The organism is Mesorhizobium sp. USDA 4413, assembly GCF_056280365.1.
The window spans coordinates 204958-231436 of the sequence record NZ_JBVPRP010000001.1; the positions used below are offsets into that span (position 1 = coordinate 204958).

Here is a 26479-nt window from a genome sequence, read left to right on the forward strand (position 1 = left end):
GAAGAGCGGAATCAATGACCACATTGTCCGTGCATGGCTTTTGCTTTGGTATGGTGCGATCGCACCATACGCATGCGTCAGTCTCTTGCCGCTGTCTTGCCCGCCGAATCCGCTCTAACCGGCATTGCGCCGGGTCTCGACGTCCGATCCCAGCCAGCGCTCGAGCTTTTCGAGCAGTGCCCGCGGACTGATCGGCTTCGGCAGGTAATCGTCCATCCCGGCTTCCAGGCAGCGTTCGCGGTCGCCCTTCAGCGCGTGCGCGGTGACGCCGACGATCGGCACATGCGTGCCCATGTCTTCCTCGAGCCGGCGGATGGCGCCCGTCGCCTCCAGACCGTTCATTTCCGGCATCGACACATCCATCAGGATCATCCGCGGATTGAGCCTGCCGAAGGCGTCGAGCGCCTTGCGGCCGTTGCCTACAATCTCGAAGCGGTAGCCGGTCTCGCCCAGGATCTGGGTGAACACCAGCTGGTTCACCTCGTTGTCCTCGGCGACGAGGATGTCGAGCCCGCGCTCCGCATCGGTTGGGCGTGGCCGCGCCCGCACCGGCGGCGGCTGCAGCATGGCGCGCTCCGATGCCGCCGCCGGCTCCGGCGCGGCCGGCGGCGTGCCGGAGCCGGCGGCTGGTTGCGCCGCGGCGCTGCTGTGGCGATGACGCTGGATGGTCGCAACCAGCGTTTCCAGGAGGACGGAGGAGCGCGCCGGCTTGATAAGCTGCGCGTCGATGCCGAGGTCTCGATAAGTCGTGTTGGCAAGCGACTGGTCGACCGAGGTCAGCATGATGATGGGCGTATGCGCCAGGCCCGCCGTGTTGCGCACGATGCGCGCCATCTCGGCGCCGGTCATGCCGGGCATCTGGTAGTCGAGCACCACGCAGTCGACCGGCACGCCATAGGCGGCGGCGGCAATCAGCACCTTCAACCCCTCGGCGCCGCTTTCGGCCGCGCAGGAATCGAACGTCCACGACGCCATCTGCTCGCTCAGGATCGAGCGGTTGACGGCGTTGTCGTCGACGATGAGCACGCGCGCGCCGGTGACATCGACCGGCATGATGCGCTGTCCGCCCTGCTCTGCCCGGGGCAGCGTGACCGTGAACCAGAAGGTCGAGCCCTTGCCCTCGGCGCTGTCGACGCCGATCTCGCCGCCCATCATCTCGACCAGCCGCGACGTGATGGCAAGGCCAAGTCCGGTGCCTTCATGCCGCCTGGTCGAGGAGGTGTCGACCTGGCTGAATTTTTCGAACACCAGCTTAAGCTTCTCTTCCGGAATGCCGATGCCGGTGTCGGTGACCGATATGGTGAGCCTTGTTCCCGCCGGAACCCGCTCGCCCGTGACGTCGACCAGCACATGGCCTTCGTCGGTGAATTTTACGGCGTTGCCGAGCAGGTTGGTGACGATCTGCCTGACGCGGCCAACATCGCCGACGAATTGGCCCTCGAGCCCCGGCTGGATACGGACGATGAGTTCGAGGTCCTTCTCCTTGGCGCGCGTCGATACCAGCGTAGCCACATCCTCGATCGCCTCGGCGAGGTTGAAGGGCGCGGGATCGAGCACCAGCTGGCCGGCGTCGATCTTGGAGAAGTCGAGGATGTCGTTGATGATGGTGAGCAGCGCGTTGCCGGATTTGACGATGATATCGGTGAACGTCTTCTGCTTCGGATCGAGGTCCGACTTTGCCAGCAGTTCCGCCATTCCAAGGACCCCGTTCATGGGCGTGCGTATCTCGTGGCTCATATTGGCGAGGAATTCCGACTTGGCCCGGTCGGCGAGCACGGCACGCCGCCGCGCTTCGCTCAGCTCGGCCTCGCGCTGCTTGAGCTCGGTGATATCGGTGGTGGAGCCGATGAGGTAGAGCGAGCCGTCCGAGGCGATCATCGCGCCCTTGCGCGCGAACTGGTGTCTGACGCTGCCGTCCGGCAGCGTCACCGTCTCCTCGATCTCCTGCGTTTCGCCGGTGCGCAGCACGGCTAGGTCGCCCGCCACGAAAGCTTCACCGTCCGCACCGAAGATCTCGACGTCGGTCTTGCCGACCGCTTCTTCCTTGCTGAAGCCGGTGAGATCGCACCAGCCCTTGTTCACGTAGAATTGCCTGAGATCCGAGCGCTTGGCATAGATCGACACCGGCACATTATCGATGAGGCTGCGGAACACCTCGTTCTCGCTCATACTTTGCTTGAGCGCCTGTTCGCGCGCTTTCACGTCGGTGATGTCGGTGCTGGAGCCGACCAGATGCACCGAGCCGTCGGTCGCCACCAGCCGGCTCTTGCGCGTCATCAGCTGCCGTACCGTGCCGTCGCGGTGCGTGACGGCTTCCTCGACCTCGCGCCCTACACCGGTCGTCACGACTTCGATGTCGTCATTGCTGAAGCCGTCGGCCTCTTCCGTCGCGAAAAGCTCGCGATCCGTCTTGCCGAGCACCTCGTCCTTGGCGAGCCCGGTCAGCGCGCACCAAGCCTTGTTGACGAATTCGATGCTGAGATCGTCGGCCTTGATGAAGGCGGCCACCGGCAGCTCGTCCATGACGTGCCGGTAGAGGTCGATCTGGCGCATCGAGTCGCGCAGCGCCTTCTCGCGGACCTTGATGTCGGTGATATCGACGCGCACGCCGATGAACGTGCCGTCGTCGGTGCGCATGTCGTAGACCTGGTACCAACGCCCGTCCGGATTGAGGCGCTCGTAGGAAGAGTTCGGCAAATGGTACCGCTTCAGCATGGCGTCGAGCCAGCGCTCGGTGTCGACGCCATACAGATCGTCGATCTCGGTATCGCCGCTCGAGCGGAAATAGCCGACCGAATGGCCGAGAGCCAATGCCTCGCGGAATGTGCGGCCCGGCTGCCAGGCCGGCTTCAACGCTGGCAGCGTGTCCTGCAGCTTGCGGTTGGCGAAGACGAAGCGGTCGTCGCGGTCGTAGATGATGACGCCCGCCGGCAGCGACTCCAGCACGGTGGCGAGATTCCTGCGCGCGTCCTCGGCCTCGGTCTCGCGTTGCTTCATGTCGGTGATGTCGACATAGGAAATCAGCCGCTTGCCGCCGGGAAGGGGCGCCAGCGAGGCAATCAGCGTGCGGCCATCCTTTCGCGGCAATTGCCTGGATCCCGCGGCACCGGCCCGGATTTCGGCCTCTCGTTCGGCCACATGGTTTTGCCAGGCCTGTTCCTCGCCGCCGAACGGATCGACCTCACGGCTGGCTTCCATAATGTCGCGAAAGCGGCTGCCGGCCGGAGCGCGCCGCGGATCGATCTTCCAGAAGTCGTAGAATGCCCGGTTGACCACCTCCGCCCGCAATTCGGCATCGAGAACGACGACGCCGATCGGCATGGAATCGACCATCAGGCTCAGATTGGCAAGCGCCTCCGAGGTTCCGGCCATATCGCCGAGAAAGGCCCCGTTGCCGCGCATATCCGCCTTGTCGAAATTCCGCGCGCTGTCCGCCCCGACAATTCCGTCCGTATCCGCCATTCCTACCCCCAAGGCCGAACCGTGCCGGTTCATCGGCGGAATGTGCCCGACAAGCATTAACGATCCGCTAACCATAATGATTGCAACGGCCTGCCGTCGGTGCCGTTGAGCAGATTCCCATTGTCGCGCCGGCTGCGGTAATCCGCCCGTTGGCGATCAAGGCAACGACGCATTATAAGGTGTCTGAGGTGTTGCTAATGTTTGATCGAATCGCGGCTTTCATCCTGTGCCCGGCGCTGCTTGCGGCGGGTGGCTGCGCGCGCAGCGACGACGGCACGGTCATCGTTCCGAGCCGTATGGATGTCAGGCGTGTCTGGGACGAGGCGCCGCCCGGAACGACCGCATCGCGGCAGATCGTCTCGGATGTGTTTCCTCTGCCGCCGAGCCCGCTGCAGACCCCCGCGGTGCGGCGCCATTCCAGATCCGCTCCGGCGCGGCCCTCCTACAACCAGGATTCGCCCGATCAGTCTTCCGACGCCCAGAACCCCCTCACCTGCAGGAATGTCGGCGAAAGCGGCAAGCGCTACCGCGTCGTCTGCGAGTAACTGGCCCTAAATCCGCCGGTCGATGCCGGCTCGACGGCCTGCCTCGATGCGGATGCCTCAGACCGGGAACGGCGGCCGGTTCAATTCGCCGGGAAGAAGGCCGGCCCAACGATGCGCACCGGCTTCGCGCCTGCCGGAGCAACCGCCCCGGACCGTGCGATCGAGTTGGTGGCATTCGCTTTCGCGCCATGAGCATTGCCCGACGGAATATCCGAGACCGTGCCAAGGTCCGGCCTCGATGTCGGCAAGGGCGTTTTCCATGTTGCCCGGCGTCACCGTGCGTGCCCTGAGCTCGGCCACACGCTCGGAGTAGCGCTTGAGATCGCAGGCCTTGAACTCAGCGGCATCGCGATAGCGGAAGGCGGTTGGCAGCTCGGTATAGGGCTTGCGCGTCTCGACCGCCACCATCTGGTCGGTCTCGAGGCTCGGATCGCTCAGCGTATAGAGATCGACGCCCGCATCGTCGCAGATGTAGCGGCATTGATCGACCATATCCTTGAGGTCCCTGGCCCGCGCGAATTGCGAGTTCGGCGCGGGGAAGAAATAGCCGTCCGAGAGGCGGACGCAAAACAGCATCGCGTTCCCGCCGAACGCCTCCGTGTTGGATGCCTGCTGCTGGGGCGCCGGCTGGCGCTTGGGAGCCGCCTGACAACCGAGGGCGACGTATCTTGCCTGCAACCCGGAGGAATCGCGGCCGGAATTGCCGATGCTGGCGATCCGGCGCTGCACCTCGGTGCGGCTCCGGATGAGATCCGCGCAGGCATTGAAGAAGCCCCCGACAGCGCCGCTGGCGGTGCATTGGCGCTGCCTCTCCAGCCCTTGGATCGCGGCCAGCTGGCGCCGCAGTTGCGCAAGCTCGGGGCTTGCCGCGTCGCGACCGCTGGACAGCATCTGCCTTCTCAGCGTCGAGCAAGAATCGGCGTAAGAAACCTGCGTCATCGCCAAGATCGCCGTGGACACCAGAATTGGTGCCTTAAGAAACCGTAACCTCGTCATCGGGCGCCACCCCTGTTCGAAAAACGAGTTCGACTTAATTGACGCTGGCTAAATGAGAAAATTCTGATGTATAGAAAGGTTAGACAGGAACTATCTTAAGTATTATGCTCAATTTTGTGAAGCAAAAATTACGCTTTCACCTCAAGATTGAGGCAGTAGGGCGAAAACCATCCGGCCGTGGTCAGGGCGAGGCGCGACCACGCATCGCCGATGAAACCTTTGACCGGTGATGAACGTTGTTGGCGTTGATGTGACCCGCGCAGCGAAGAGGAGACCGAAGATGTCCTTTCACTTCACCGTCTCTGGCCTGACCAGGAACCTGATCCACTCGCTTGGCCTGGATCATGAGCGCGCGCCGAGACCCCTTACCCCCGAGCAAAGCCTTCTGCTGGATTGTTATCTGGCCGGGCAGATCCCGGACTCCGCCTGGAGCGACTACGTCTTCGAGATGCCGGAACTGGAAAAGCACGCCCAGGCCAGGCGCACACGCGGTTAACCTGAACGCAATTCCACGAAAGTGCGACGCGCTCTAGGCTCGGCGCCTGCACCGTGGCTTTCCGTCCGGAATTGCTTGCAAATAATAGTCAGGCTGCCGCCTACTTCTTCGGCGAGTTGAACTGCAGCGTGAAAACGTTTCCGGCAATGCCTTGCGCCAGCGAGGGCGAGAAGCTGAGCGGCAGACAATCCTGCATGGCCTTGGTCGCCGCGTCGACATAGGCTTTGCGCGCCTTGTCGTCGCCACTGACATGTATGGCGGTCGTCTTCGGCGGTCCGATCAGTGTGCCGTCGCGTTTGAAGCTGAAGCTGAGCGTGACGGAGGAATTGTCGGAATTGGCCGGCGGCGTCCAGCAGGCGAGCAGGGCGGCGCCGACGTCGTTCATGCTGTTGAGCGATGCGGCTATAGATGGAAAGGGCACAACCGACAGCACGCCCGCTGTCATCAAAAATCTTGCCATGTTCATCGCAGGTCCTCGTCGCCGTCGCTCAGCCCCCTCACGGTATCGTACGATCCATGGCGAGGATGACAATAGGGTTTCAGTCCGCCCGTCGGCGACGCAATCATACTGTCGTGATTTCGGCGCGACGGCCGCAAAAGCAAAAGGCCGGCACGCAGCCGACCTTTCCCTTGCCTCGTCATGGCGCCAGTACATCCGTGGTCGCGGCGAGGACTGGAACCAGTAGACAGATCTTAGGTAAACGAAACCTTAACGCGAGGGCGGCTTATGCACTGGCCTGCGATTTCACATGCGCGATGTAGGCGCGCACGTCGCCGGCCGGCTCCGAATAGGCGTTGCCGAGCTTCTTCTCCATTGCCGCCATATATTCCTTCGCCCAGTTGGGCAGCGCATAGTCGATGACCGCCAGGAATTCGAGCGTTGCCGCCAGCCTTATATCGGCGATCGACGGATTGTTGCCGCCAATGAATGGTTTGCCGTTGCGGAAGAAGGAGTGAAACACCTCGAGCGGCTCGGCGATCGCGGCCATCGCCGCCTTTTGCGCTTCCGACTTCTTGTCAGGGTGCGCGTCGCTGTGGCCGACCTCGCCGGCATATTGCGGAAAGCCGAGCGCCGGATAGGTCGCGCGGGCGACGTAAGGATAAAGCGTGCCGACCAGGTAGAACATGGCGCTGTCGATCATCGCCCGCTTTGCCGGTGCCTTCGGATAGAACTTATCCAGCCCATGCTTGTTGGCGAGATACTGCATGATGGCGCAGCTTTCCCACAGCACACCGCGCGGCAGGCCCTTGTCCTCGATCATGGGGGTCAGATGCGCTGGATTGCGCGCCAGGAACTCGGGCGAACGCGTATGGCCCCAGGCATCGGTCTCCGCATGATCGAGCCCGGCTGCGCGCGCGAACACCCGCACCGTCATGTTGTTGACGCTCGGCCTCAGCATGCTGAGCTTCACGCCAGGCTTCCTGGCCGGCTTCGCCTTGGCTTTAGAAGCGACCTTTGCCGTCGCTTTAGGCGCGGCTTTTGCCGTCGCTTTAGGCGCGGCTTTTGCCGTCGCCTTGGTCGCGGCTTTCGTATTCACCTTCGCGGCGGTTTTTGCCGCGGCCTTGGCCGCGGGTTTCTTCGCGCTCTTCGTTGCAGCCTTTGCCATGTCGGTCCTCCCTCTGACCTGGTTAATAAGGATTTTTTGCCGCCCTGTTTTCCGACAGCGTTTCGCGCGACCGCTCGACCAGCGCTTGGATGGCGTCCGCGAGATGGACTTCGGCGATGTTGTAGTCGCCGCGCGCCACACGGATCTTGTGCGCTTCCATCAGCACGTCGGCATGGGTGAAGCCGGCCGGCGGTTCGAAGCGGTAGGAAGCAAGCTCGATCAACAGTCCCAGTGGATCCTCGAAGTAGATCGAGTCCATGAAGCCGCGGTCCTTGACCCCGCTGTGCTTGATGCCGCGCTCGTCGAGCCGCGCGACCGCCTGCAGGAAGGTGACCCGCGACACCGAGAAGGCGATGTGATGGACGCAGCCGATATCGGTCGGCGTCCGCCGCTTGACCGGGGTGCGGCTCTCGTCGGTGAAGACGGTGATCAGACGCCCATCGCCCGGATCGAAATAGAGATGGCTTTCGCTCGCCTTGTCGAGATTGGGCTGCTCGAAAATGAAAGGCATGCCGAGCACGCCCTCCCAGAAGTCGATCGAGGTCTGGCGCCCGGCGCCGACCAGCGTGATGTGATGAACGCCTTGCGACTGCAGCTTCCGCATTGGCTCCTCCCTCCTGCTTTTGCCGGCCGGCAGGAATTCGGATGCCTAGCCGCCATTGGGTTAGCGCTTGGCGCGACCGCCGCCCGGTTCCCCTGCGCTTCTTGTTCCGCACTATGTTCGATTGCGGCATGCGCATTCATGAAGAGATGCTAATTCAATCCGCGGCGATGCGCCAGAAGCACAGTGCCCTCAGCGGTCCGTGAGCGGGAAGAAGCTTGGTACGCCCAAGGGGAATCGAACCCCTGTTCCCGCCGTGAGAGGGCGGTGTCCTGACCGCTAGACGATGGGCGCGCTCAAGAACCGGCTACATAGGCTGGCGGCGGGGAAAAAGCAACTGGGGTTTCGACTGCTTCCCGTGCTTAACGAGTAACTTGTTCAGCCCTATCGTTTCGGCTCGATCAGGTCCCAGAGATTGCCGTAGAGATCGGAAAAGACCGCCACCGTGCCATAGGCCTCGAAGCGTGGCGTCTCGCGGAACTCGACGCCCTTGGCGAACATCGCCTGATGGTCGCGGGAAAAATCGTCGGTCTCGAGGAACAGGAAGACCCGGCCGCCGGTCTGGTTGCCAATGCGGCTTGCCTGCTCTTCGCCGGATGCCTGCGCCAGGAGCAGCCGCGCGCCCTGGCCCCTCGCCGGCGCGACGGTGACCCAGCGCTTGCCGCCGCCGAGATCGACATCCTCGGCGAGCACGAAGCCGAGCCGCTCGACATACCAGCGAACCGCCTCGTCGTAATCGGCGACGACGAGCGCAACGGTCGCGACGCTGCGGCGTTCGGCAAAGCCGCTCATTTGCGAATCGCGAATTGGCCGATGATGCGGCGCTCGGCGATGTCGTAGACGAAGATCGAATGGCTGCCGTCGGTAAGCTCGGCATCGATCGACAGGCGGTTGCCAGAGAGCGACTGGCTGATCACCTTGGCGCCGACGGGGAGCACGATGTCGCCCGACAGCGGCGTGCCGGCCGGGGCCTGGACATCGCCGGCAGGCGCAGGGCCGGCCGCCGGCGCATTGCGGGCTTTGTAGACAAGCGCGCCGATCACCACCATAAGGGCGAGAAACAGAAGGCCGAGATTGACGATCATGAAGCGGACGAGCTTGCGGCGCACTTTTTCGGCCGCGGGGTCGAGCGGCTTTTCCTCATCTTCTTCGGCGATCGGCCGGGCCATGGCTAAACAATCCGCAACGGGTTTCGATGAGCGCTCATAACGAAGAGACCCCGATATTGATAGAGGACGAATTGGCTGACGAGGAAACCGGTGAGGCCGTCGTGCTCGAAGCCGGTGCGGACGCCGTCGGCCAGCGCCTCGACCAGTGGCTCGCCGCCAGGCTCGGGCCGGAGCTCTCGCGCAGCCGCGTGCAGGCGCTGATCCGCCAAGGCGCGGTCTCCATCGCCGGCAAGGCGGTGCTGGAGGCCAAGCGCAAGCTCACGGCCGGTGAGCGTGTCGAAGTCCTGGTGCCCGCGCCCGAGCTGGCCGAGCCGCAGGGCGAGGACATCCCCCTCGACATCCTCTACGAAGACGACGAGCTGATCGTCATCAACAAGCCGGCGGGACTGGTCGTCCATCCCGGCGCCGGCAACTGGACCGGCACGCTGGTCAATGCGCTGATCCATCATTGCGGCGACAGCCTCTCCGGCATAGGCGGTGTCAGGCGGCCGGGCATCGTCCACCGGCTGGACAAGGAAACTAGCGGCGTCATGGTCGTGGCCAAGACTGACCGCGCCCACAAGGCCCTGTCGGAAGCCTTTGCCGACCACGGCCGCACGGGCGACCTCGAACGCGCCTATCTGGCGCTGGTGTGGGGCATCCCGCAGCGGCCGACCGGCACGGTCGATGCTGCCTTGGGCCGTGCCGCCGATCGCGTGCGCCGTGCGGTGGTGCCGGAAAACCGTGACGATGCCCGCCATGCCGTCACGCATTTCAGCGTCGTCGAGCGTTTCGGCGAGGCACAGCAGGCTTTCGCCACCGCCAGCCTCCTCGAATGCCGGCTGGAGACCGGCCGCACCCACCAGATCCGCGTCCACATGGCCCATATCGGCCACCCGGTAGTCGGCGACCCGGATTACGGGCAGGCCTTCCGCACCAAGGCCAACCGGCTGCCGGAACCCTTGAAAACCAAGGTCAACGCCTTTCCCCGACAGGCCCTGCACGCCTGGCTCCTTGAATTCCGGCACCCGACCACCCATCTAACGATGAGGTTCGAAGCGCCGATACCGGGAGACGTGGAGGAACTCGTCGGCGGCTTCCGCAAACTTTGAACCCGCCACGAACAAGCTGCAAACCAGCCATCAAAAAACCTGACTGGCGTTGTTCACTTCAGCGTGACAGACTGTTTAGCGTTGAACAAATGCCTGTCTTGTCTGGTTTTGTTCCTATATATACAGGTTGTCGCGGGTGAGCCTTTGGCATCCGCGTCGCATGCCCGCCGAGTTTCGGGGGCAATTCACTCCAAGAGAGGGGGCGCTATCATGGCCCAATCATTACCCAGTATTGTTTCCGGTGAAGGCGGTCTCGCCCGTTACCTGGAAGAAATCCGCCGCTTTCCGATGCTTCAGCCGCAGGAAGAGTACATGCTCGCAAAACGCTACGCCGAGCATCAGGACACTTCGGCTGCCCACAAGCTCGTCACCAGCCACTTGCGGCTCGTCGCCAAGATCGCCATGGGCTATCGCGGCTACGGTCTGCCGATCGGCGAGGTGATCTCGGAAGGCAATGTCGGCCTTATGCAGGCCGTGAAGAAATTCGAGCCGGAGCGTGGTTTCCGGCTTGCCACCTATGCCATGTGGTGGATCAAGGCCTCGATCCAGGAATATATCCTGCGCTCGTGGAGCCTGGTCAAGATGGGCACCACCGCCAACCAGAAGCGTCTGTTCTTCAACCTGCGCAAGGTGAAGGGCAAGATCCAGGCGCTCGATGAAGGCGACTTGAAGCCCGACCAGATCGCCGAGATCGCCACCCGCCTGAACGTTTCCGAGGCCGAGGTGATCTCGATGAACCGCCGCCTGTCGGGCGATGCTTCGCTCAACGCCCCGATCCGGGCAAGCGAAGGCGAGTCCGGCGAATGGCAGGACTGGCTGGTCGACGACCACGAAAGCCAGGAAGAGATGCTGATCGAGCAAGACGAGCTGGAAAACCGGCGCGCCATGCTGTCGGGCGCTCTGTCGGTCCTCAACGACCGCGAGCGGCGCATCTTCGAGGCGCGCCGCCTCGCCGAAGAGCCGCTGACGCTGGAAGAGCTGTCGGCCGAGTTCGACATCAGCCGCGAGCGTGTGCGCCAGATCGAGGTGCGCGCTTTCGAGAAGGTGCAGGATGCGGTCAAGGCCGCCGCCAAGCGCCAGACCCAGGCGCTGCGCACCATCGAAGCGCAGCCGGCGGCTTAAAGCTCAAGTCACCAATGAATAAAGGCGGCGCTTCGGCGCCGCCTTTTTGTTTTGCAACGTCTGCGATCGGCGAAAATAGCGGACCAGCCCTTTCTCCCCCTTACTACACGGGGAGAAGGAAAGCTCAGGCCGTCGGTTGCTTCGTCTTCCTTAGGTACGGCAGCACCGTCTCATACGCCCCAAAGCGCTTGACAGCGTCCTCGTTGGAGACCGCGGCGGTGATGATGACATCGTCGCCTTGCTTCCAGTTTGCCGGCGTCGCCACCTGGTGCTTGGCCGTCAGCTGGATGGAATCGATGACGCGCAGGATCTCGTCGAAGTTGCGGCCCGTGGTCATCGGATAGGTCAGCACCAGCTTGATCTTCTTGTCCGGGCCGATGACATAGACCGAACGCACGGTGGCATTGTCGGCCGGCGTACGACCCTCCGAGCTCTCGCCGGCGCCCGCCGGCAGCATCTCGTAAAGCTTAGCGACCTTGAGGTCCTTATCGCCGATCAGCGGGTAGTTCACCGTCTGGCCGGTAGCGGTCTTGATGTCGGCCTGCCACTTGTCGTGGCTCGATACCGGATCAACCGAGATGCCGATGATCTTGACATTGCGCTTTTTGAACTCGCTTTCCAGCCCTGCCATCGTGCCCAGCTCGGTCGTGCAGACAGGCGTGAAGTTCTTCGGATGGCTGAAAAGCACCGCCCAGCCGTCACCAATCCATTGGTGGAAATTGATCGTCCCTTGCGTGGTCTCGGCCGTGAAATCCGGTGCGATATCGTTGATACGAAGGCTCATGACGTGTTCCCTACCCTTGTGACATACCGCCCGCATGGGCCAATCCCATCGGCGTGGCTCAGCCTTCTATACCGCCGCACGGTCCGGTTCAAAAGGGTTGTGTCTGCCGGCATGATCGAGAGAGCGGAAAAATTTCGTCTTTTCCTGGAAAAGACAGGCGGAATTTCCGCGACGGATGCCGGGAAGATTGGATGACGCGGCCTAAGCCTTCTTTATCGCCAGCGTCGCCGTGAGATCTTCCATGCGTTGCGCGAGCGCGGCAAGCGCGGTCGTGAGCACGCTGTCGCTCTTGTCGGCCTTGGTCAGCGCCTCGTCGCGCGTCTTGCGCAAGGTGAGCACCTCGCTCTCCATGCCCTTGACGCGCTTGGTGAGCTCCGAGAGCTCGTCCATCACCATGATGCCGGCCATGACCGTAAGCCGCTGGTCGCCGATCTCGCCGAAGGAATCCTTCAGATGCGAGACATACCGGTCGAAGCGCTCGGCAAGGTCGATCAGATGCTCTTCCTGGCCCTCGTCGCAGGCCATCCGGTATTGCTTGCCGTCGATGGAAACCGTGACCTGTGCCATTGCCTTACCTGTCCAGAACCGCGCGGATGGTTTCCATGGCAGTCACTAGCCGCCGCGACACTTCCTTGTTGGCGTCTTCCAGACGCTCGGCGCGCGCTTCGGAATTGTCGAGCTCCTGCGCCAGGCGCGAACGGTCGGCGTTCATGCGCTGCACCTCGGCCTCGGCTTCCGAATAATCGCGCTCATGCTCGAGCTTCGCCGCCACGGCGTTTTCCAGCCCTTCCATGGCCTTGCCCAGCCTGGCGATGACTTCCTTGAGGGTCGTTTCCCCGGTCATGGCCTTCGTCCTATGCCCTGCCCATCACCGAATCGCACGCGTTCAGAACGCGTTACCTCGGAAAGATTAGGCACCGGGTGAAGGGCGCGTCAACAAAGCTCTCGCGACTGTCCCCCGCTATCGCTAATGTAAGGCGCCCGATCTCATCACAAGCCCGGCAAAATCCGCCCCGATTTGTTGACTAAAAGGCCGCGCCTGCTATGTGTCGCGGCATCCTTTTCCAAGGGTTCTCCCCAGGCTCCAACCCACTTCCGGAGGAAGCATGACCTCGCGTGAACAACATGATCGGATGGCCAACGCGATCCGTTTCCTTTCCATGGACGCCGTCGAGAAGGCGAACTCCGGTCACCCCGGCCTGCCCATGGGCTGCGCCGACATCGCCACGGTTCTGTTCAGCCGCTTCCTGAAATTCGACGCCAAGGCGCCGCATTGGGCCGACCGGGACCGCTTCATCCTGTCGGCCGGCCACGGCTCGATGCTGCTCTATTCGCTCCTCTACCTCACCGGCTATGAGGACATGACGATCGACCAGATCAAGAATTTCCGCCAGCTCGGCTCCAAGACCGCCGGCCATCCCGAATACGGCCATGCCGCCGGCATCGAGACCACCACCGGCCCGCTCGGCCAGGGCCTTGCCAATTCGGTCGGCTTCGCGCTCGGCGAGCGCATCATGAACGCCGCCTTCGGCAACGACCTCGTCAACCACTATACCTATGTGCTGGCGGGCGACGGCTGCCTGATGGAAGGCGTCTCCCAGGAAGCCATCGCGCTGGCCGGGCATCTGAAGCTGAACAAGCTGATCGTCTTCTGGGACAACAACAACATCTCGATCGACGGCCCGGTCTCGCTTGCCGACAACACCGACCAGGTCGCCCGCTTCCAGGCCAGCGGCTGGAACGCCAGCCACATCGACGGCACCGATCCGGAAGCGATCGCCTACGCCATCGAGGCGGCGCGCCATTCCGACAAGCCGACAATGATCGCCTGCAAGACCACCATCGGCTTCGGCGCCCCGACCAAGGCCGGCACCAACAAGGCGCATGGCTCGCCGCTGGGCGCCGAGGAAATCGCCGGCGCGCGCAAATTCTTCAACTGGGACTCGCCGCCTTTCGAAATTCCGGCAGACATCCTCGACGCCTGGCGCGCCGTGGGCAAAAAGGGCGCTGAGGCCCGCGCCGACTGGGAAGGCCGCCTGGCCAAGGCCGAGCCGAAGCTCAAGGCCGAGTTCGAGCGCCGTCTCGCCGGCAAGCTGCCCTCCAATTTCGACGCCGTCATTACCGACTACAAGAAGAAGCTGTCGGTCGACAAACCGAAGGTCGCTACCCGCAAGTCGTCGGAAATGGCGCTGGAGGTCATCAACGGCGCGGTGCCGGAGACGATCGGCGGCTCGGCCGACCTCACTGGCTCCAACAACACCAAGACCAGCCAGACCAAGAACATCACGCCCGACGACTACGGCCAGCGCTATGTCCATTACGGCATTCGCGAGCACGGCATGGCGGCGGCCATCAATGGTCTCACGCTGCATGGAGGCCTGATCGCCTATGGCGGCACCTTCCTGTGCTTCTCCGACTATGCCCGTCCCTCGATGCGACTGGCCTCCCTGATGGGCATCCGCTCGATCTTCGTCATGACGCATGACTCGATCGGTCTCGGCGAGGACGGCCCGACCCACCAGCCGGTCGAGCATCTGGCAGCACTTCGCGCCATTCCGAACCACAATGTCTTCCGTCCGGCCGACGCGGTCGAAACCGCCGAATGCTGGCAGATCGCGCTGGAATCGGAAAAGACGCCCTCGACGCTGGCGCTGACCCGCCAGAACCTGCCGACCGTGCGCACCGAGCATTCGGCGAAGAACCTTTCCAGCCAGGGCGCCTACGAGCTTGCCGCCGCCAGCGGCGAGGCCGTGGTGACGATCTTCGCCACCGGCTCAGAAGTCGAGGTGGCTCTCGGCGCGCGCGACGTGCTGGAAAAGCACGGCCATCCGACCCGCGTCGTCTCGGTGCCCTGCTTCGAACTGTTCGACCGGCAGAGCGACGATTACCGCAGGAAGACCATCGGCAACGCCAAGGTGAAGGTCGCGATCGAGGCCGGCATCCGCCAGGGCTGGGATCACCTGATCGGCACCGACGGCATTTTCATCGGGATGCATGGTTTTGGCGCCTCCGGCTCGATCGAGCAGCTCTATCCGCATTTCGGCATCACCGCCGAGGCCGCGGCCAAGGCGGTCGAAGCCCGCCTGCACGGCAAGTAGGAATTGGCTCGGGCCTGGCAGCTCCGATCGACGGCTCCGCCGGGCTGGGCCAACCTAATCGATTTAGATGCGACCTTCTGCGGCTGGATTCTTGCGCCTTCCGCCGTTATGAAACTGCGGACCCATCCGCTTTCCAGCCCCCAAGGGAGAGAACAATGACCGTCAGAGTTGCCATCAACGGATTTGGCCGGATCGGCCGCAACATCCTGCGCGCCATCCATGAATCCGGCCGCAAGGACATCGAGGTCGTCGCCGTCAACGACCTCGGCCCGGTGGAGACCAACGCGCACCTCCTGCGCTACGACAGCGTGCATGGCCGCTTCCCGCATGAGGTGACCGTCGACGGCGACCAGATCTCGATAGGCAAGGAGAAGTTCAAGGTCACTGCGATCAAGGATCCGACCCAGCTGCCGTGGAAGGACCTCGGCGTCGACATCGCGCTCGAATGCACGGGCATCTTCACCGCCCGCGACAAGGCCGCCGCGCACCTGACCGCCGGCGCCAAGCGCGTCATCGTCTCGGCCCCGGCCGAAGGCGCCGACCTCACCGTCGTCTACGGCATCAACCACGACAAGCTGACCAAGGACCACATCGTCATCTCCAACGCCTCCTGCACCACCAACTGCCTGGCGCCGCTGGCGGCCGTGCTGCACGAGACCGTCGGCATCGAGAAGGGCATGATGACGACGATCCACTCCTATACCGGCGACCAGCCGACGCTGGACACCATGCACAAGGACCTTTACCGCGCCCGCGCCGCGGCGCTGTCGCAGATCCCGACCTCGACGGGCGCCGCCAAGGCGATCGGCCTCGTGCTGCCCGATCTCAAGGGCAAGCTCGACGGCATCTCGATCCGCGTGCCAACCCCGAACGTCTCGCTCGTCGACTTCAAGTTCGTCGCCAAGCGCTCGACCACCGCGCAGGAGATCAACGAAGCGGTCATCGCCGCTTCCAAGGGCAAGCTGAAGGGCGTGCTGTCGGTCACCCATCACCCGAACGTGTCGATCGACTTCAACCATGATCCGCATTCCTCGATTGTGGCGCTCGACCAGACCAAGGTGATGGACGGCAACTTCGTTTCGGTCCTGTCCTGGTACGACAACGAATGGGGCTTCTCGAACCGCATGGGCGACACCGCCGTCGCCTTCGGCAAGACCATCGCCTGATTTTAGGCTCGCTTCAGGTTTTGAAACGCCCGGCTTGGCCGGGCGTTTTTTATTGGCCGGCGGAGCCAAAAAACATGCTGTTGCCTTGCACTGGTCATGTCTTCGCCCCACTCTCCCGTAAATCGACAAATGAGAGGGACTTGAGGGGCACTGGCTGATGGAGCATGCGATCTATCTCGTGACGCTGGTCGGCACGGCGCTCATCGTCGCCGCCGCGTTTTCGAGCCTGATCGCCTTCCGCTTCGGCGCTCCTTTGCTGCTCCTCTTCCTCTGCATCGGCCTTGCTACCGGCGTCGACGGGCTCGGCATCGAATTCGACAATGCGCGGCTGGCTTATTTTGCCGGCTCACTGGCCTTGGCCATCATCCTGTTCGATTCCGGTTTTGGCACGCCGCTCAACGCGCTGCGCCAGGCGGCCGGGCCGGCGCTGTCGCTGGCCACGGTCGGCGTCATCCTGACCACCGGCATTTTCGGCGTGGCCGCATACTATCTGCTCGACCTAAACTGGCTCGAATCCTCGCTGCTTGGCGCGGCCGTCGCCTCGACGGACGCAGCGGCCGTGTTCTTCCTGCTGCGCGCCGGGGAAATCCATCTGCGCGAGCGCGTGCGTTCGACGCTCGAAGTGGAATCCGGCACCAACGACCCGATCGCCATCTTCCTCACCATCACGCTCGTCGAGATCATCGCCGCGCACGCCGACCCCGAAGCAAATGTGCTGGCCACCAACCTTTTGGTCGGCTTCCTCGCCAATATGGGGGTCGGTGCCATTGTCGGCGTGCTCGGCGGCTTCGGCATCGTGCGCCTCGTGGAGCGGCTCAACCTCGACCACGGCCTGCTGCCGATCTTCGTGCTGACGTTGTCGCTGATGGTGTTCGCGGCGGCCGGCGCCATCGGCGGCTCCGGCTTCCTCGCCGTCTACCTTGCCGGGCTGATCGCCGGCAATTCGGACATCCGCGCCGTCACCATCCTGAAGCGCTTCCAGGACGGCATGTCGTGGCTGGCGCAGATCATCATGTTCCTGATCCTCGGCCTTTTCGCAACGCCCTCGCAATTCCCCGAGATCCTGGTGCCGGCGGTCCTGCTCGGTCTGTTCCTGATCTTCGTGGCCCGGCCTTTGGCCGTCTGGCTCTGCCTGATGCCGTTCCGCCTGCCGCGCCCCGAGGTCGCCTTCGTCTCCTGGGTCGGCCTGCGCGGCGCGGTTTCGATCCTGCTTGCCATCACGCCGCTGCTCGGCGGGCTCGAGCATGGCCGGCTGATCTTCAACGCCGCCTTCATCATCGTGCTCGTATCGCTGGTGGTGCAGGGCTGGACGGTCGGGCCGCTGGCGCGGCGCCTGGGCCTTATCGTCCCCGCGCGTCTCGGGCCGCTCGACAAGGTCGAGCTCGAACTGCCGGGCTCGGCGCATCATGAGCTGCTTGCCTATCGCGTAGCACCCGGCAGCCCGGTGGCGCGCGGCGAGCGCATTCCCCGCTGGGCAAGGCCCTCGCTGGTGCTGCGCGACGGCCGCTCCATGCGCTTCCAGGACATGGGCCGGCTGGCGGCCGGTGATCAGGTCTACATCTTCGTGCCGGACCGCTATCCGCGCCTGCTCGACAAGCTTTTCGCCAGCCGCGCCGTGGTCGATCCGGAGGATGCCGATTTCTTTGGCGCCTTCGCCGTCGATCCTGCTCGCCCGGCGGCGGAACTCGAGGCAGCCTATGCGCCGGGCCTGACCGAGGCCGAACAGAAGCTCACGGTCGCCGCGCTCGTTACCGAGCGGCTCGGCGGCCATCCCGAATATGCCGACCGCGTGATGATCGGCCCGATCGAGCTGATCGTGCGCGACGTCGACGAGAAAGGCAGGATCACCGGGCTCGGCCTGTCCTTCGAGCCGACCGCGCCGGTGGCGCGCGTGCCGGTTTTCCTGAGCGCCGGCGAGATCGCGGATCGTATAGCCGCCATGATCCGCAGCTGGCGCAAGCCCGCGCAACAACAGCCGGCAGAGGACGTGCCGAGCGACAGTGCGGCGCCGGCACCGGACGGGCGGAAGGCAGCCGGCGAAGGCTGATGTCTCACGCCGACATCATTTTTGCGCCCCCGCCGTCAACGCAGCGCTTGCATCGTGGTTCGCGCCGGGTAAGGTCGCCGCGTTTTCGCGAAAGGAACGGATCATGGCCGGCTTCAAGACACTCGACGATATCGGTGCCGTCAGCGGCAAGCGCGTCTTGGTGCGCGTCGACCTCAACGTGCCCGTCGCCGACGGCAAGGTCACCGACGCCACCCGTATCGAGCGCATCGCGCCGACCATCGCCGAGCTCTCGAAAAAGGGCGCCAAGGTTATCCTGCTGGCGCATTTCGGCCGACCGAAGGACGGACCTTCGGACGAGTTCTCGCTGGAGCCGATCGCCCGCGCCACGGCGGAAGTGCTCGGCCGTCCGGTCGGCTTCGCCGCCGACTGCATTGGCGACAAGGCTGCCGAGGCCGTCGCCGTCATGAAGGACGGCGACGTGCTGCTGCTCGAGAACACCCGCTTCCACAAAGCCGAGGAAAAGAACGAGCCGGCCTTCACCGAAAAGCTCGCCGCCAATGGCGACATCTATGTCAACGACGCCTTTTCGGCCGCGCATCGGGCGCATGCCTCGACCGAAGGCCTGGCGCGCCACTTGCCGGCCTATGCCGGCCGCACCATGCAGGCCGAGCTCGACGCGCTGGAAAAGGGCCTCGGCAATCCGGTCCGGCCGGTGGTGGCCATCGTCGGCGGCGCCAAGGTCTCGACCAAGATCGACCTTTTGACGAATCTCGTGAAGAAGGTCGACGCGCTGGTGATCGGCGGCGGCATGGCGAACACCTTCCTGGCCGCGCGCGGCACCGATGTCGGCAAGTCGCTCTGCGAGCATGACCTCGCCGGCACCGCCAAACAGATCATGATCGAGGCGGCGCAAGCCGGCTGCGCCATCATCCTGCCCGCCGACGGCGTGGTCGCCAGGGAGTTCAAGGCGGGTGCGGCGAGCGAAACCGTCGCCATCTCGGACGTGCCGGCCGACGGCATGATCCTCGACGTCGGCGCAAAGACCGTGCAGAGCGTCAACGACTGGATCGACCGGGCCGCGACGCTGGTCTGGAACGGTCCGCTCGGCGCCTTCGAGATCGAGCCCTTCGACCGTGCGACGGTCGCGGCGGCAAAGCATGCCGCGGCCCGCACCAAGCAGGGCAAGCTAGTCTCGGTCGCCGGCGGCGGCGACACGGTGGCCGCGCTCAACCATGCCGGTGTCGCCGACGACTTCACCTATGTCTCGACTGCCGGCGGCGCCTTCCTGGAATGGATGGAAGGCAAGCCGCTGCCCGGCGTCGAGGTGCTGAAGCGGTAAACAGTCCGAGACGAGGCAAGGCCCGCGCGGCTTTCAATCGATTCTAGCTTTCCGGGGTCATTCCTTTGGCGGTAGTGTTCTGCTAGCGCGGAACAAACGCAGCGTAGGAGAGCACCCATGAGCGAACGTCTCGAAGATATCGCCACCGCGATGGTGAGCGGTGGCAAGGGCCTTTTGGCCGCCGATGAGAGCTCCGGCACCATCAAGAAGCGTTTTGACGTCATCGGCGTGGAATCGACCGCCGACAACCGGCGCGACTATCGCGAGATGATGTTCCGGTCCAAGGAGGCGATGACCAAATACATCTCCGGCGTCATCCTCTATGACGAGACCATCCGCCAGAAGGCCGCCGACGGCACGCCGCTGGTCGACATCATCAAGGCTTCCGGCGCTATTCCCGGCATCAAGGTCGATCTCGGCGCCAAGCCTCTGGCCGGCTTTCCCGGCGATACCATCACCGAGGGCCTGGACGGGCTGCGCGAGCGGCTTGCCGACTATTACAAGCTCGGCGCCCGCTTCGCCAAATGGCGCGCGGTGATCGACATCGACACAGCCAAGGGCGTGCCGTCCGCCACCTCGATCGCCTCCAACACCCATGCGCTGGCCCGCTATGCAGCACTTTGCCAGGAAGCCGGCATCGTGCCGATCGTCGAGCCGGAAGTGCTGATGGACGGCGCTCACTCGATCGACACCTGCTACGACGTCTCCAGGGCGACGCTGGTCAAGCTCTATGATGAGCTCTACGCCGCGCGCGTCGTCTTGGAAGGCTCGATCCTGAAGCCGAACATGGTCATCTCGGGCAAGAAGTCAGGCAAGACTGACAGCCCCGAGGAAATCGCCGAAAAGACGATAAAGCTGTTCCGCGAAGTGGTGCCGGCGGCGGTGCCGGGCATTGCCTTCCTCTCCGGCGGCCAGGAAGACGAAGAGGCGACCGCCAACCTCAATGCCATCAACGCCATCGGCCCGCACCCCTGGAAGCTCACCTTCTCCTATGGCCGGGCGCTGCAGGCCGCACCACAGAAGGCGTGGAGCGGCAAGGCCTCGAACGTCGCCGCCGGCCAGGCCGCGTTCACCCACCGCGCCCATATGAACCATCTGGCGGCGCTAGGGAAATGGCAGCCGGCGCTGGAAAAGGCCGCCTGAAGCCAGCCCTTCCACTCCACAGCGAAAACCCGGGCCGCTGGCCCGGGTTTTGTTTTTTATACGCCGCATTCCTACCTGATGCAGCGAAACAGCGGCGGCTGTGTCGGGTTGAGCCGATGTCGAACGTCCTTGGCAGGAGAGGACAGGAGATGGTCATGCAACGCAATGCCGTGGTTTCGCGCGATGACTGGTTCGAGGCGCACCGAAGGCACCTCGAGCGCGAGAAGGAGCTGACACGCTTCCGCGACCTTGTTGCCGCCGAGAGGCGGCAACTGCCCTGGTTCAAGCTGCGCAAGGATTATGTCTTCGAGAGCGAAACGGGGCCGAAACATCTCGCCGAGCTATTCGCGGGCAAGAGCCAGCTCATCGTTTATCATTTCATGATGACGCCGGGCTCCGACCACCGCTGCGAGGGCTGCTCGTTCCTTGCCGACCACATCGACGGCGCCAACCAGCACCTGAAGCATCATGACGTGTCGCTGGTCGTCGTCTCGCGCGCGCCGCTGGCCGAGATCCTGCCGTACAAGCAGCGCATGGGGTGGAAGTTCGACTGGATGTCGTCCTACGCCTCCGATTTCAATTTCGACCTTCAGGTCTCCTTCACCGACAAGCAGATCGCGGCGGGCGAAACCACCTATAATTTCGAGAAGCGCCCGCTGCGGTCGAAGGACCTGCCCGGCACCAGCATCTTCTATCGCGACGAGTGCGGCGACATCTTCCTGACCTTCGTGTCGCGCGCCCGCGGCGGCGACGCGCTGATCGGCGCCTATCACTATCTCGACATGACGCCGAAGGGCCGCAACGAGACGGGCCCCTATCATGGCCTGATGGACTGGGTGCGCCTGCACGACGAGTATCAGGACAAGGCCGAGGAGCGGCCGGACTGCTGCGCGTGAACGGCATCGTTCACCGGCGGCCTGCTCTACGCGCTGCGTGCCAAATGGCCGGAAGCGCGCGTGGTGTGGTCGCCGGTGCTGGAATTCACCCGCGCCGGCAATGCCGCCGTTGCTCGGCGCCCTCCTCGAGATCCGCGCCACGGAAATGAACCGGATGGGCGTGCGGCTCTGCAACGAACGCGGCGCCATTGCCGCCGCGCGCTGCCGATCACCAAATCCCGAGGCGGGCTTCGGGTGCGATGGCTTCCACGCCTCGGAAGCGGGTTGCCGCGGCTGGGCGGAGCATCTGGTGGATTTCGTGCCTGGCAATTGAGCAACCTGGCCGAGTCGGCCGAGCTTAAGTCCAATGCCCAAGCACAGCGGCAAGCGATATCGCCGCCATCGCAAGCAGCGCCAGCTTCCAGAAATCGCCGCGCCGCTTCAGCCCTGGCCATCCGAGCGGCTTGATGACCTGGATCAGCATGATGCCGATGATGACAAGGGCGAGCAGTTTCGTCATGCCGCCTTTGAGCAACATCGATGGCGCCTGTCAAAGCTGTTCTTAAGGCATCTTCGGGGCCAGGCATTCCTGACAGAAATCGGGCTCATCGCGACCCTGCGAGAGGCGCCGCACCGCTTTCTTGGTCACCCTGCCAAGCTCCTGACAGACTGCTGTCAGGAGGGGTGTGCGATACTCTTCCCATCAAAAAGAGAGGAGTGAGGTCATGAACGGTTTTACCATTCTGCGCAGCGTGCAGCACTATGTCGGCAGGATCCGCACCGTGCGCAACGAGATCCGCACCCAGCGTTTCCTGAACACGTTGCCGGCGGACATCCGCAAGGACATCGGCTGGCCGGACCTTTACCAGGGCCGCGTGCGCGAAAACTGAAATTTGTCGCCGCAACTTGGATTGTGGCGCTGTCGCGCCCAGATGTAATGCGGCCAGTGATGTTGAGTTCAGGGAAGAAGCCTTGCCGATGATTTCGCCGCAGCCTCCTGACAGGATGTTGTCAGGAGGGCTGCGGTAATTGGAACGGCTTGATCCTGACAGTGATGAACACGAGCCGACGATCCGGAGTGATCCGCGCATGGTGAAGAGCTGGAATGACAGGCTGAACACGCCGGGCATCAACGGCATCAAGACGTCGCCGCGCACGGTCGGCGATGTCGTTGAAGGCCAGTCGATGCTGGTGCCGACCGCGCGCCAGGTCGACGACTTCATCCGCTCGATTCCCGAAGGAGTGGAGATGGACGTTCGTGCGCTGCGCACCGCTCTGGCCATCGAGCACGGCGCCGAAGTGAGATGCCCGGTGACGATCGGCTATCATCTTCGCACCGTTGCCGAGGCCGCCCACGAGGATCTCGAGCGCGGCATGGCGCTGAGCGACGTCGCGCCGTTCTGGCGTGTGCTGGGTGCAAAGACGCCGACCACGGGCAGACTGTCTTTCGGGACGAAATTCGTTGCCGCGCAGCGCAAGCGCGAAGGGCTGAAGCCATAAATCCCGGGGGAGAGATCGATGCGCCGCGCCGACAGGCTTTTCCAGATCGTGCAGCATTTGCGGGGTGGCCGGCTGGTCACCGCGCAGAAGCTCGGCACGTGGCTCGAGGTTTCCGAACGCACCATTTACCGCGACATAGCCGACCTGCAGTCGACCGGCGTGCCGATCGACGGCGAAGCGGGCGTCGGCTACATGATGAGGGAGGGTTTCGATCTTCCGCCGCTGATGTTCACGCGTGACGAGATCGTGGCGCTGGTTGCCGGCGCGCGCATGGTGCGCGCCTTTGGCGGCGCGGCGATGGCAAGGGCCGCCGACGAGGCGCTGGTCAAGATCGGCGCCGTGCTGCCCGATACGGAGAAGGACCGCATCGCCCGTACCGAGATCCACACGCCGATGTGGGTGGTGAGCGATGCCGCGCGCGAGGCGATCGACCTGATCGAGCGTGCCATTGAGAAGCGCCAGGTGCTGACCATCGACTATTCGGACGAAGCCGGACGCGGCACCGCCCGCGACATCAGGCCGTTGGGGCTGTGGTTCTGGGGCAAGGTCTGGACCCTGGTCGCCTGGTGCGAGATGCGCGACGACTTCCGTGCCTTCCGCATCGACCGCATCGCCTCGGTCGTGATCGCCGGCCGCATCTTCAAGCCGGAGCGCGGCAAGCAGCTCGCCGATTTCTATCGCGCCGTCGAGCGCTCAGAGGACTACGGCATGGCGCCCGACCGCGCCGCGCGGACGTGACTTCCTCCCAAGCCATTGTCCAACAAAAAAGCCCGCTCGAAGCGGGCTTTTTTGTTGAGCGCGTCGGAAGGCCTACTCCTGGTCGTCGTCCTCGCCCTTGTCCTTCGACTTGAGCGCCGAAAGCTTGGCGAAGACGGCGTTGGCGTCGAGCTCCTGGTCCTCGTCCTTCGGCTTCTCGGGCGCCGGCACCAGCCGTTCGGTGAGCGCGGCAGGCAACAGCGTGTCGCCCACGGGCTGCGGCTGCTCGCGGCCGCGCGAGGCGCGGTTGACTTCGAGGTCGAGGTCGATCTGCGAGGTGAGGCCGAGCGTCACCGGATCCATCGGCTGCAGATTGGCCGAGTTCCAGTGCTTGCGTTCGCGGATCTGCTCGATGGTCGACTTGGTGGTGCCCACGAGACGGGCGATCTGCGCGTCCTTGAGTTCGGGATGGTTGCGCACCAGCCACAGGATGGCGTTCGGCCGGTCCTGGCGCTTCGACAGCGGCGTGTAGCGCGGACCCTTGCGCTTCGATTCCGGCACCCGCACCTTCGGCTCCGACAGCTTCAGCCGGTAATTGACGTCTTTCTCGCCGCGCGCGATCTCGTCGCGCGTCAGCTGCCCGGTGATGATCGGGTCCATGCCCTTGATGCCCTGCGCAGACTCGCCGTCGGCGATCGCCTTGACCTCGAGCGGATGCAGACCGCAGAACTGCGCGATCTGCTCGAAAGAGAGTGCGGTGTTGTCGACCAGCCAGACGGCGGTCGCCTTGGGCATCAGCAGCGTATTGGCCATATCAAAAATCCTTCTCGTTCGCCCGCGTTCCCGCGCGGGCGGTGGTTTTAGAGCCACCAAAATGGGAAATTCGCGGCCTGTATAAACGCTCCCTCCGATTTTCGCAATGTTTTTGGGAAGAGCTCGATTCACGACCCTGGAAAGACAAAACCCGCTGGACGGGGTCCAGCGGGTTCGGAACCGGAAACGAAGCAAGCGTCTCGACGGCTCTGGCTTGCAAGTCCCAACCCGGCCTTCGGCGGTCGGGCTTCGTCTGATTACACCGCCTGACGGGCGATGCGCTCGATGTCGGCGCGGTTGATGCCGAGGTCGCTCAGCTGGCGGGCGTTGAGCTTGTTCAGCTCGCGCACGGTCTCGTTGTACATGCGCCACTTACGGAAAGCACGGATCGGGTTCATGATGGTTGCTCCAGTCGTTGGTCAAATCGTTTGATGCCGCGTAAATAGGCACGCCTGCCCACAAATTGAACGGACGCTTTTGCATGGCCGCAATGCGTTTTGTGCATTGCACCAAAAGAAAGGGAGTAGGGGAGTAAGGGAATAGGGCAGTAGGGCGAACGAGGGGCAACCCCCTACCCCCCTTACTCCCCTACTCCCCTCAACCAACGTCGAGGACGATCTTGCCGATATGCTCGCCCTCTTCCATGCGCTCATGCGCCCGCCAGGCTTCGGTCAGCGGAAAGATCATGTCCATGACGGGTGCCACCTTGCGCGTGCCGAGCAGCGGCCACACCTGGGCCTCCAGCGCGGCGGCGATCGTCGCCTTGAACTCGACGGTACGCGGCCTGAGCGTCGAACCCGTGTGGGTCAGGCGCTTGACCATGAGCGTTGCGAAATTGGTGCTTGCGACAGCACCGGCCTGCACGGCGATCTGGACGATGCGCCCCTCGACGGCCGCGGCTTCGTAGTTGCGCGCGACATAGTCGCCGCCGACCATGTCGAGGATGACGTCGACGCCCTTGCCACCGGTCGCATCCTTCACCGCGGCGACGAAATCCTCCTCGCGATAGTTGATCGCCCGGTCGGCGCCGAGCTTGAGGCAGGCGTCGCATTTCTCCTTACTGCCGGCGGTGGTGATCACAGTGGCGCCGAAAGCAAAGGCCAGTTGGATGGCGGTGGTGCCGATGCCGGACGAGCCGCCATGGACAAGCAGGGTCTCGCCCTTCTTCAGGCCGCCGCGCTCGAACACATTGTGCCAGACGGTGAAATAGTTCTCCGGCACGGCGGCGGCCTCCGAATAGGTGAAGCCGGCCGGAATCGGCAGCACGCTGCCGGCATGGACCTTGACATATTCGGCGTAGCCGCCGCCCGGCGTCAGCGCGCAGACCCGGTCGCCGAGGCGCCAGCGCGATATCTCGTCGCCGAGCACCGCGACTTCGCCGGCCACCTCGAGGCCGGGCAAGTCCGAAGCGCCGGGCGGCGGCGGATAGGCGCCCTTGCGCTGCTGGACGTCCGGCCGGTTGACGCCGGCCGCATGCACGCGGATCACCACCTCGCCCGGACCAGGCGCGGGCACGTCGCGCGTCTCCGGCTTGAGCACTCTTGGCCCACCGGGCTGCGAGATCGCGATGGCTGTCATCGTTGCCGGAATCTTCTGACTTGCCATGGCTTGCCGTCTCCTTATGTCGATCTGTTGTCGGCCGTTTGCATCGGCGCCCCTGCCCTATGTATTCTGATTGCCAAATCAGGCAAATGGCCAAGCAAAGGGAGAAGCGACGATGGCGATCTTCGACGACGAACCCAGGAAGAAGCCGCGCCCCCACGAGATCGGCCAGGACCTCTCGCTGCTTTCCGTCGACGAATTGTCCGAGCGCATTGCGATGCTGCGCGACGAGATCGCCCGGCTGGAAGAGGCACGGGCCGCCAAGGGCGCCACCAAATCCGCGGCCGAGGCGCTGTTTCGCAGAGGATAGTTCCGCCGGCGCGCCAGTCCGCCCCGGAAAAGCCTGATTGCGACTGCCAGACGCTG

Annotated in this window: 28 protein-coding genes, 1 tRNA gene and 1 pseudogene; 15 read left to right on the forward strand and 15 right to left on the reverse strand. The window is 63.9% G+C overall.

All coding sequences use genetic code 11. From position 1 onward, the window contains the following. Positions 1–114: 114 nt before the first annotated feature. Complete coding sequence (locus tag ACVMIM_RS01025) at positions 115–3462, reverse strand: response regulator (RefSeq protein ID WP_476109850.1); 3348 nt, start codon at positions 3460–3462, stop codon at positions 115–117. Between the two features lie 197 nt (positions 3463–3659). On the opposite strand from ACVMIM_RS01025, the gene ACVMIM_RS01030 reads away from it, so the two are divergent. Further along, positions 3660–4007, forward strand: a complete 348-nt coding sequence (locus tag ACVMIM_RS01030; RefSeq protein WP_476109851.1) for a hypothetical protein — start codon at positions 3660–3662, stop codon at positions 4005–4007. A gap of 57 nt (positions 4008–4064) precedes the next feature. Here ACVMIM_RS01030 and ACVMIM_RS01035 read toward each other — a convergent pair whose 3' ends face one another. Next, positions 4065–4946, reverse strand: a complete 882-nt coding sequence (locus ACVMIM_RS01035) for a DUF2865 domain-containing protein (protein ID WP_476109853.1) — start codon at positions 4944–4946, stop codon at positions 4065–4067. Positions 4947–5283: 337 nt separating this feature from the next. Between ACVMIM_RS01035 and ACVMIM_RS01040 the strand changes: the two genes are divergently transcribed. After that, positions 5284–5499 carry a hypothetical protein gene (locus tag ACVMIM_RS01040; RefSeq protein WP_476109854.1) on the forward strand — a complete coding sequence of 72 codons (216 nt, stop codon included), beginning with the start codon at positions 5284–5286 and terminating at the stop codon, positions 5497–5499. Positions 5500–5599: 100 nt separating this feature from the next. Here the strand turns inward: ACVMIM_RS01040 and ACVMIM_RS01045 are convergent, their stop codons facing one another. The 6 genes from ACVMIM_RS01045 to ACVMIM_RS01070 form a co-directional block, all read right to left on the reverse strand. Beyond that, positions 5600–5965 carry a hypothetical protein gene (locus ACVMIM_RS01045; protein WP_040998771.1) on the reverse strand — a complete coding sequence of 122 codons (366 nt, stop codon included), beginning with the start codon at positions 5963–5965 and terminating at the stop codon, positions 5600–5602. A gap of 259 nt (positions 5966–6224) precedes the next feature. Next, positions 6225–7106 carry a glutathione S-transferase family protein gene (locus tag ACVMIM_RS01050; RefSeq protein ID WP_476109856.1) on the reverse strand — a complete coding sequence of 294 codons (882 nt, stop codon included), beginning with the start codon at positions 7104–7106 and terminating at the stop codon, positions 6225–6227. Positions 7107–7128: 22 nt separating this feature from the next. Beyond that, a complete protein-coding gene (locus ACVMIM_RS01055) occupies positions 7129–7710 on the reverse strand; it encodes a VOC family protein (protein WP_040998775.1) in 582 nt (193 codons plus the stop codon). 216 nt (positions 7711–7926) lie between these two features. After that, positions 7927–8001: transfer RNA gene (locus ACVMIM_RS01060), tRNA-Glu, on the reverse strand. A gap of 90 nt (positions 8002–8091) precedes the next feature. Continuing rightward, entirely contained in the window at positions 8092–8499 is a 408-nt protein-coding gene (locus ACVMIM_RS01065) for a VOC family protein (protein ID WP_476109858.1), read from the reverse strand. After that, positions 8496–8876, reverse strand: a complete 381-nt coding sequence (locus tag ACVMIM_RS01070; RefSeq protein ID WP_040998779.1) for a hypothetical protein — start codon at positions 8874–8876, stop codon at positions 8496–8498. Before ACVMIM_RS01070 ends, ACVMIM_RS01065 begins: the two co-directional genes overlap by 4 nt. A 26-nt stretch (positions 8877–8902) precedes the next feature. On the opposite strand from ACVMIM_RS01070, the gene ACVMIM_RS01075 reads away from it, so the two are divergent. After that, positions 8903–9967: an RluA family pseudouridine synthase gene (locus ACVMIM_RS01075; protein WP_476109860.1), complete on the forward strand. Its 1065-nt coding sequence runs from the start codon at positions 8903–8905 to the stop codon at positions 9965–9967. Between the two features lie 210 nt (positions 9968–10177). After that, positions 10178–11089 carry an RNA polymerase sigma factor RpoH gene (gene rpoH / locus ACVMIM_RS01080; protein ID WP_040998783.1) on the forward strand — a complete coding sequence of 304 codons (912 nt, stop codon included), beginning with the start codon at positions 10178–10180 and terminating at the stop codon, positions 11087–11089. A 124-nt stretch (positions 11090–11213) separates the two neighbouring features. On the opposite strand, the gene ACVMIM_RS01085 is transcribed toward rpoH, so the two are convergent. From ACVMIM_RS01085 to ACVMIM_RS01095, 3 genes are all read right to left on the reverse strand, one after another. Next, positions 11214–11873, reverse strand: coding sequence for a peroxiredoxin (locus tag ACVMIM_RS01085; RefSeq protein WP_476109862.1), 660 nt, complete (start codon positions 11871–11873; stop codon positions 11214–11216). 201 nt (positions 11874–12074) lie between these two features. After that, complete coding sequence (locus ACVMIM_RS01090) at positions 12075–12440, reverse strand: cell division protein ZapA (protein WP_140755654.1); 366 nt, start codon at positions 12438–12440, stop codon at positions 12075–12077. Between the two features lie 4 nt (positions 12441–12444). After that, positions 12445–12717 (reverse strand): DUF4164 domain-containing protein, encoded by a 273-nt coding sequence (locus ACVMIM_RS01095; RefSeq protein WP_023763725.1) that lies wholly within the window; start codon positions 12715–12717, stop codon positions 12445–12447. A gap of 262 nt (positions 12718–12979) precedes the next feature. Between ACVMIM_RS01095 and tkt the strand changes: the two genes are divergently transcribed. From tkt to ACVMIM_RS01130, 7 genes and pseudogenes are all read left to right on the forward strand, one after another. After that, on the forward strand, positions 12980–14971 hold the full coding sequence (gene tkt / locus ACVMIM_RS01100; RefSeq protein ID WP_476109865.1) for a transketolase: 1992 nt from the start codon (positions 12980–12982) through the stop codon (positions 14969–14971). Between the two features lie 155 nt (positions 14972–15126). Next, the gene (gene gap, locus ACVMIM_RS01105) at positions 15127–16137 is read left to right on the forward strand and encodes a type I glyceraldehyde-3-phosphate dehydrogenase (RefSeq protein ID WP_476109866.1); all 1011 of its coding nucleotides are present in this window, start codon (positions 15127–15129) and stop codon (positions 16135–16137) included. Positions 16138–16294: 157 nt separating this feature from the next. After that, positions 16295–18184, forward strand: coding sequence for a potassium/proton antiporter (locus ACVMIM_RS01110; protein ID WP_476109867.1), 1890 nt, complete (start codon positions 16295–16297; stop codon positions 18182–18184). Between the two features lie 103 nt (positions 18185–18287). Then, positions 18288–19484 carry a phosphoglycerate kinase gene (locus tag ACVMIM_RS01115; protein ID WP_476109868.1) on the forward strand — a complete coding sequence of 399 codons (1197 nt, stop codon included), beginning with the start codon at positions 18288–18290 and terminating at the stop codon, positions 19482–19484. Between the two features lie 117 nt (positions 19485–19601). After that, positions 19602–20627 carry a class I fructose-bisphosphate aldolase gene (locus ACVMIM_RS01120; protein ID WP_476109870.1) on the forward strand — a complete coding sequence of 342 codons (1026 nt, stop codon included), beginning with the start codon at positions 19602–19604 and terminating at the stop codon, positions 20625–20627. A 155-nt stretch (positions 20628–20782) separates the two neighbouring features. Then, positions 20783–21523, forward strand: a complete 741-nt coding sequence (locus ACVMIM_RS01125) for a DUF899 domain-containing protein (protein ID WP_476109872.1) — start codon at positions 20783–20785, stop codon at positions 21521–21523. A 15-nt stretch (positions 21524–21538) separates the two neighbouring features. After that, positions 21539–21836, forward strand: a pseudogene (locus ACVMIM_RS01130) (SGNH/GDSL hydrolase family protein); the annotation flags it as partial. A gap of 24 nt (positions 21837–21860) precedes the next feature. On the opposite strand, the gene ACVMIM_RS01135 reads toward ACVMIM_RS01130, so the two are convergent. Beyond that, on the reverse strand, positions 21861–22040 hold the full coding sequence (locus tag ACVMIM_RS01135) for a hypothetical protein (RefSeq protein ID WP_476117454.1): 180 nt from the start codon (positions 22038–22040) through the stop codon (positions 21861–21863). Positions 22041–22227: 187 nt separating this feature from the next. Between ACVMIM_RS01135 and ACVMIM_RS01140 the strand changes: the two genes are divergently transcribed. From ACVMIM_RS01140 to ACVMIM_RS01150, 3 genes are all read left to right on the forward strand, one after another. Beyond that, positions 22228–22392 (forward strand): hypothetical protein, encoded by a 165-nt coding sequence (locus tag ACVMIM_RS01140; protein ID WP_095767353.1) that lies wholly within the window; start codon positions 22228–22230, stop codon positions 22390–22392. A 199-nt stretch (positions 22393–22591) separates the two neighbouring features. Further along, entirely contained in the window at positions 22592–23002 is a 411-nt protein-coding gene (locus ACVMIM_RS01145; RefSeq protein ID WP_476109874.1) for a hypothetical protein, read from the forward strand. A gap of 18 nt (positions 23003–23020) precedes the next feature. Further along, positions 23021–23740 carry a helix-turn-helix transcriptional regulator gene (locus tag ACVMIM_RS01150; protein WP_192257602.1) on the forward strand — a complete coding sequence of 240 codons (720 nt, stop codon included), beginning with the start codon at positions 23021–23023 and terminating at the stop codon, positions 23738–23740. Positions 23741–23812: 72 nt separating this feature from the next. On the opposite strand, the gene ACVMIM_RS01155 is transcribed toward ACVMIM_RS01150, so the two are convergent. The 3 genes from ACVMIM_RS01155 to ACVMIM_RS01165 form a co-directional block, all read right to left on the reverse strand. Beyond that, positions 23813–24511, reverse strand: a complete 699-nt coding sequence (locus ACVMIM_RS01155) for a DUF1013 domain-containing protein (protein WP_040998807.1) — start codon at positions 24509–24511, stop codon at positions 23813–23815. 257 nt (positions 24512–24768) lie between these two features. Next, positions 24769–24909, reverse strand: a complete 141-nt coding sequence (locus ACVMIM_RS01160; protein ID WP_071074868.1) for a DUF1127 domain-containing protein — start codon at positions 24907–24909, stop codon at positions 24769–24771. Positions 24910–25108: 199 nt separating this feature from the next. After that, positions 25109–26116, reverse strand: a complete 1008-nt coding sequence (locus ACVMIM_RS01165) for an NAD(P)H-quinone oxidoreductase (protein ID WP_476109877.1) — start codon at positions 26114–26116, stop codon at positions 25109–25111. A gap of 112 nt (positions 26117–26228) precedes the next feature. Here ACVMIM_RS01165 and ACVMIM_RS01170 point away from each other — a divergent pair, with 112 nt between their 5' ends. Next, the gene (locus tag ACVMIM_RS01170; protein ID WP_040998812.1) at positions 26229–26423 is read left to right on the forward strand and encodes a DUF1192 domain-containing protein; all 195 of its coding nucleotides are present in this window, start codon (positions 26229–26231) and stop codon (positions 26421–26423) included. The last annotated feature ends 56 nt before the right edge of the window (positions 26424–26479 follow it).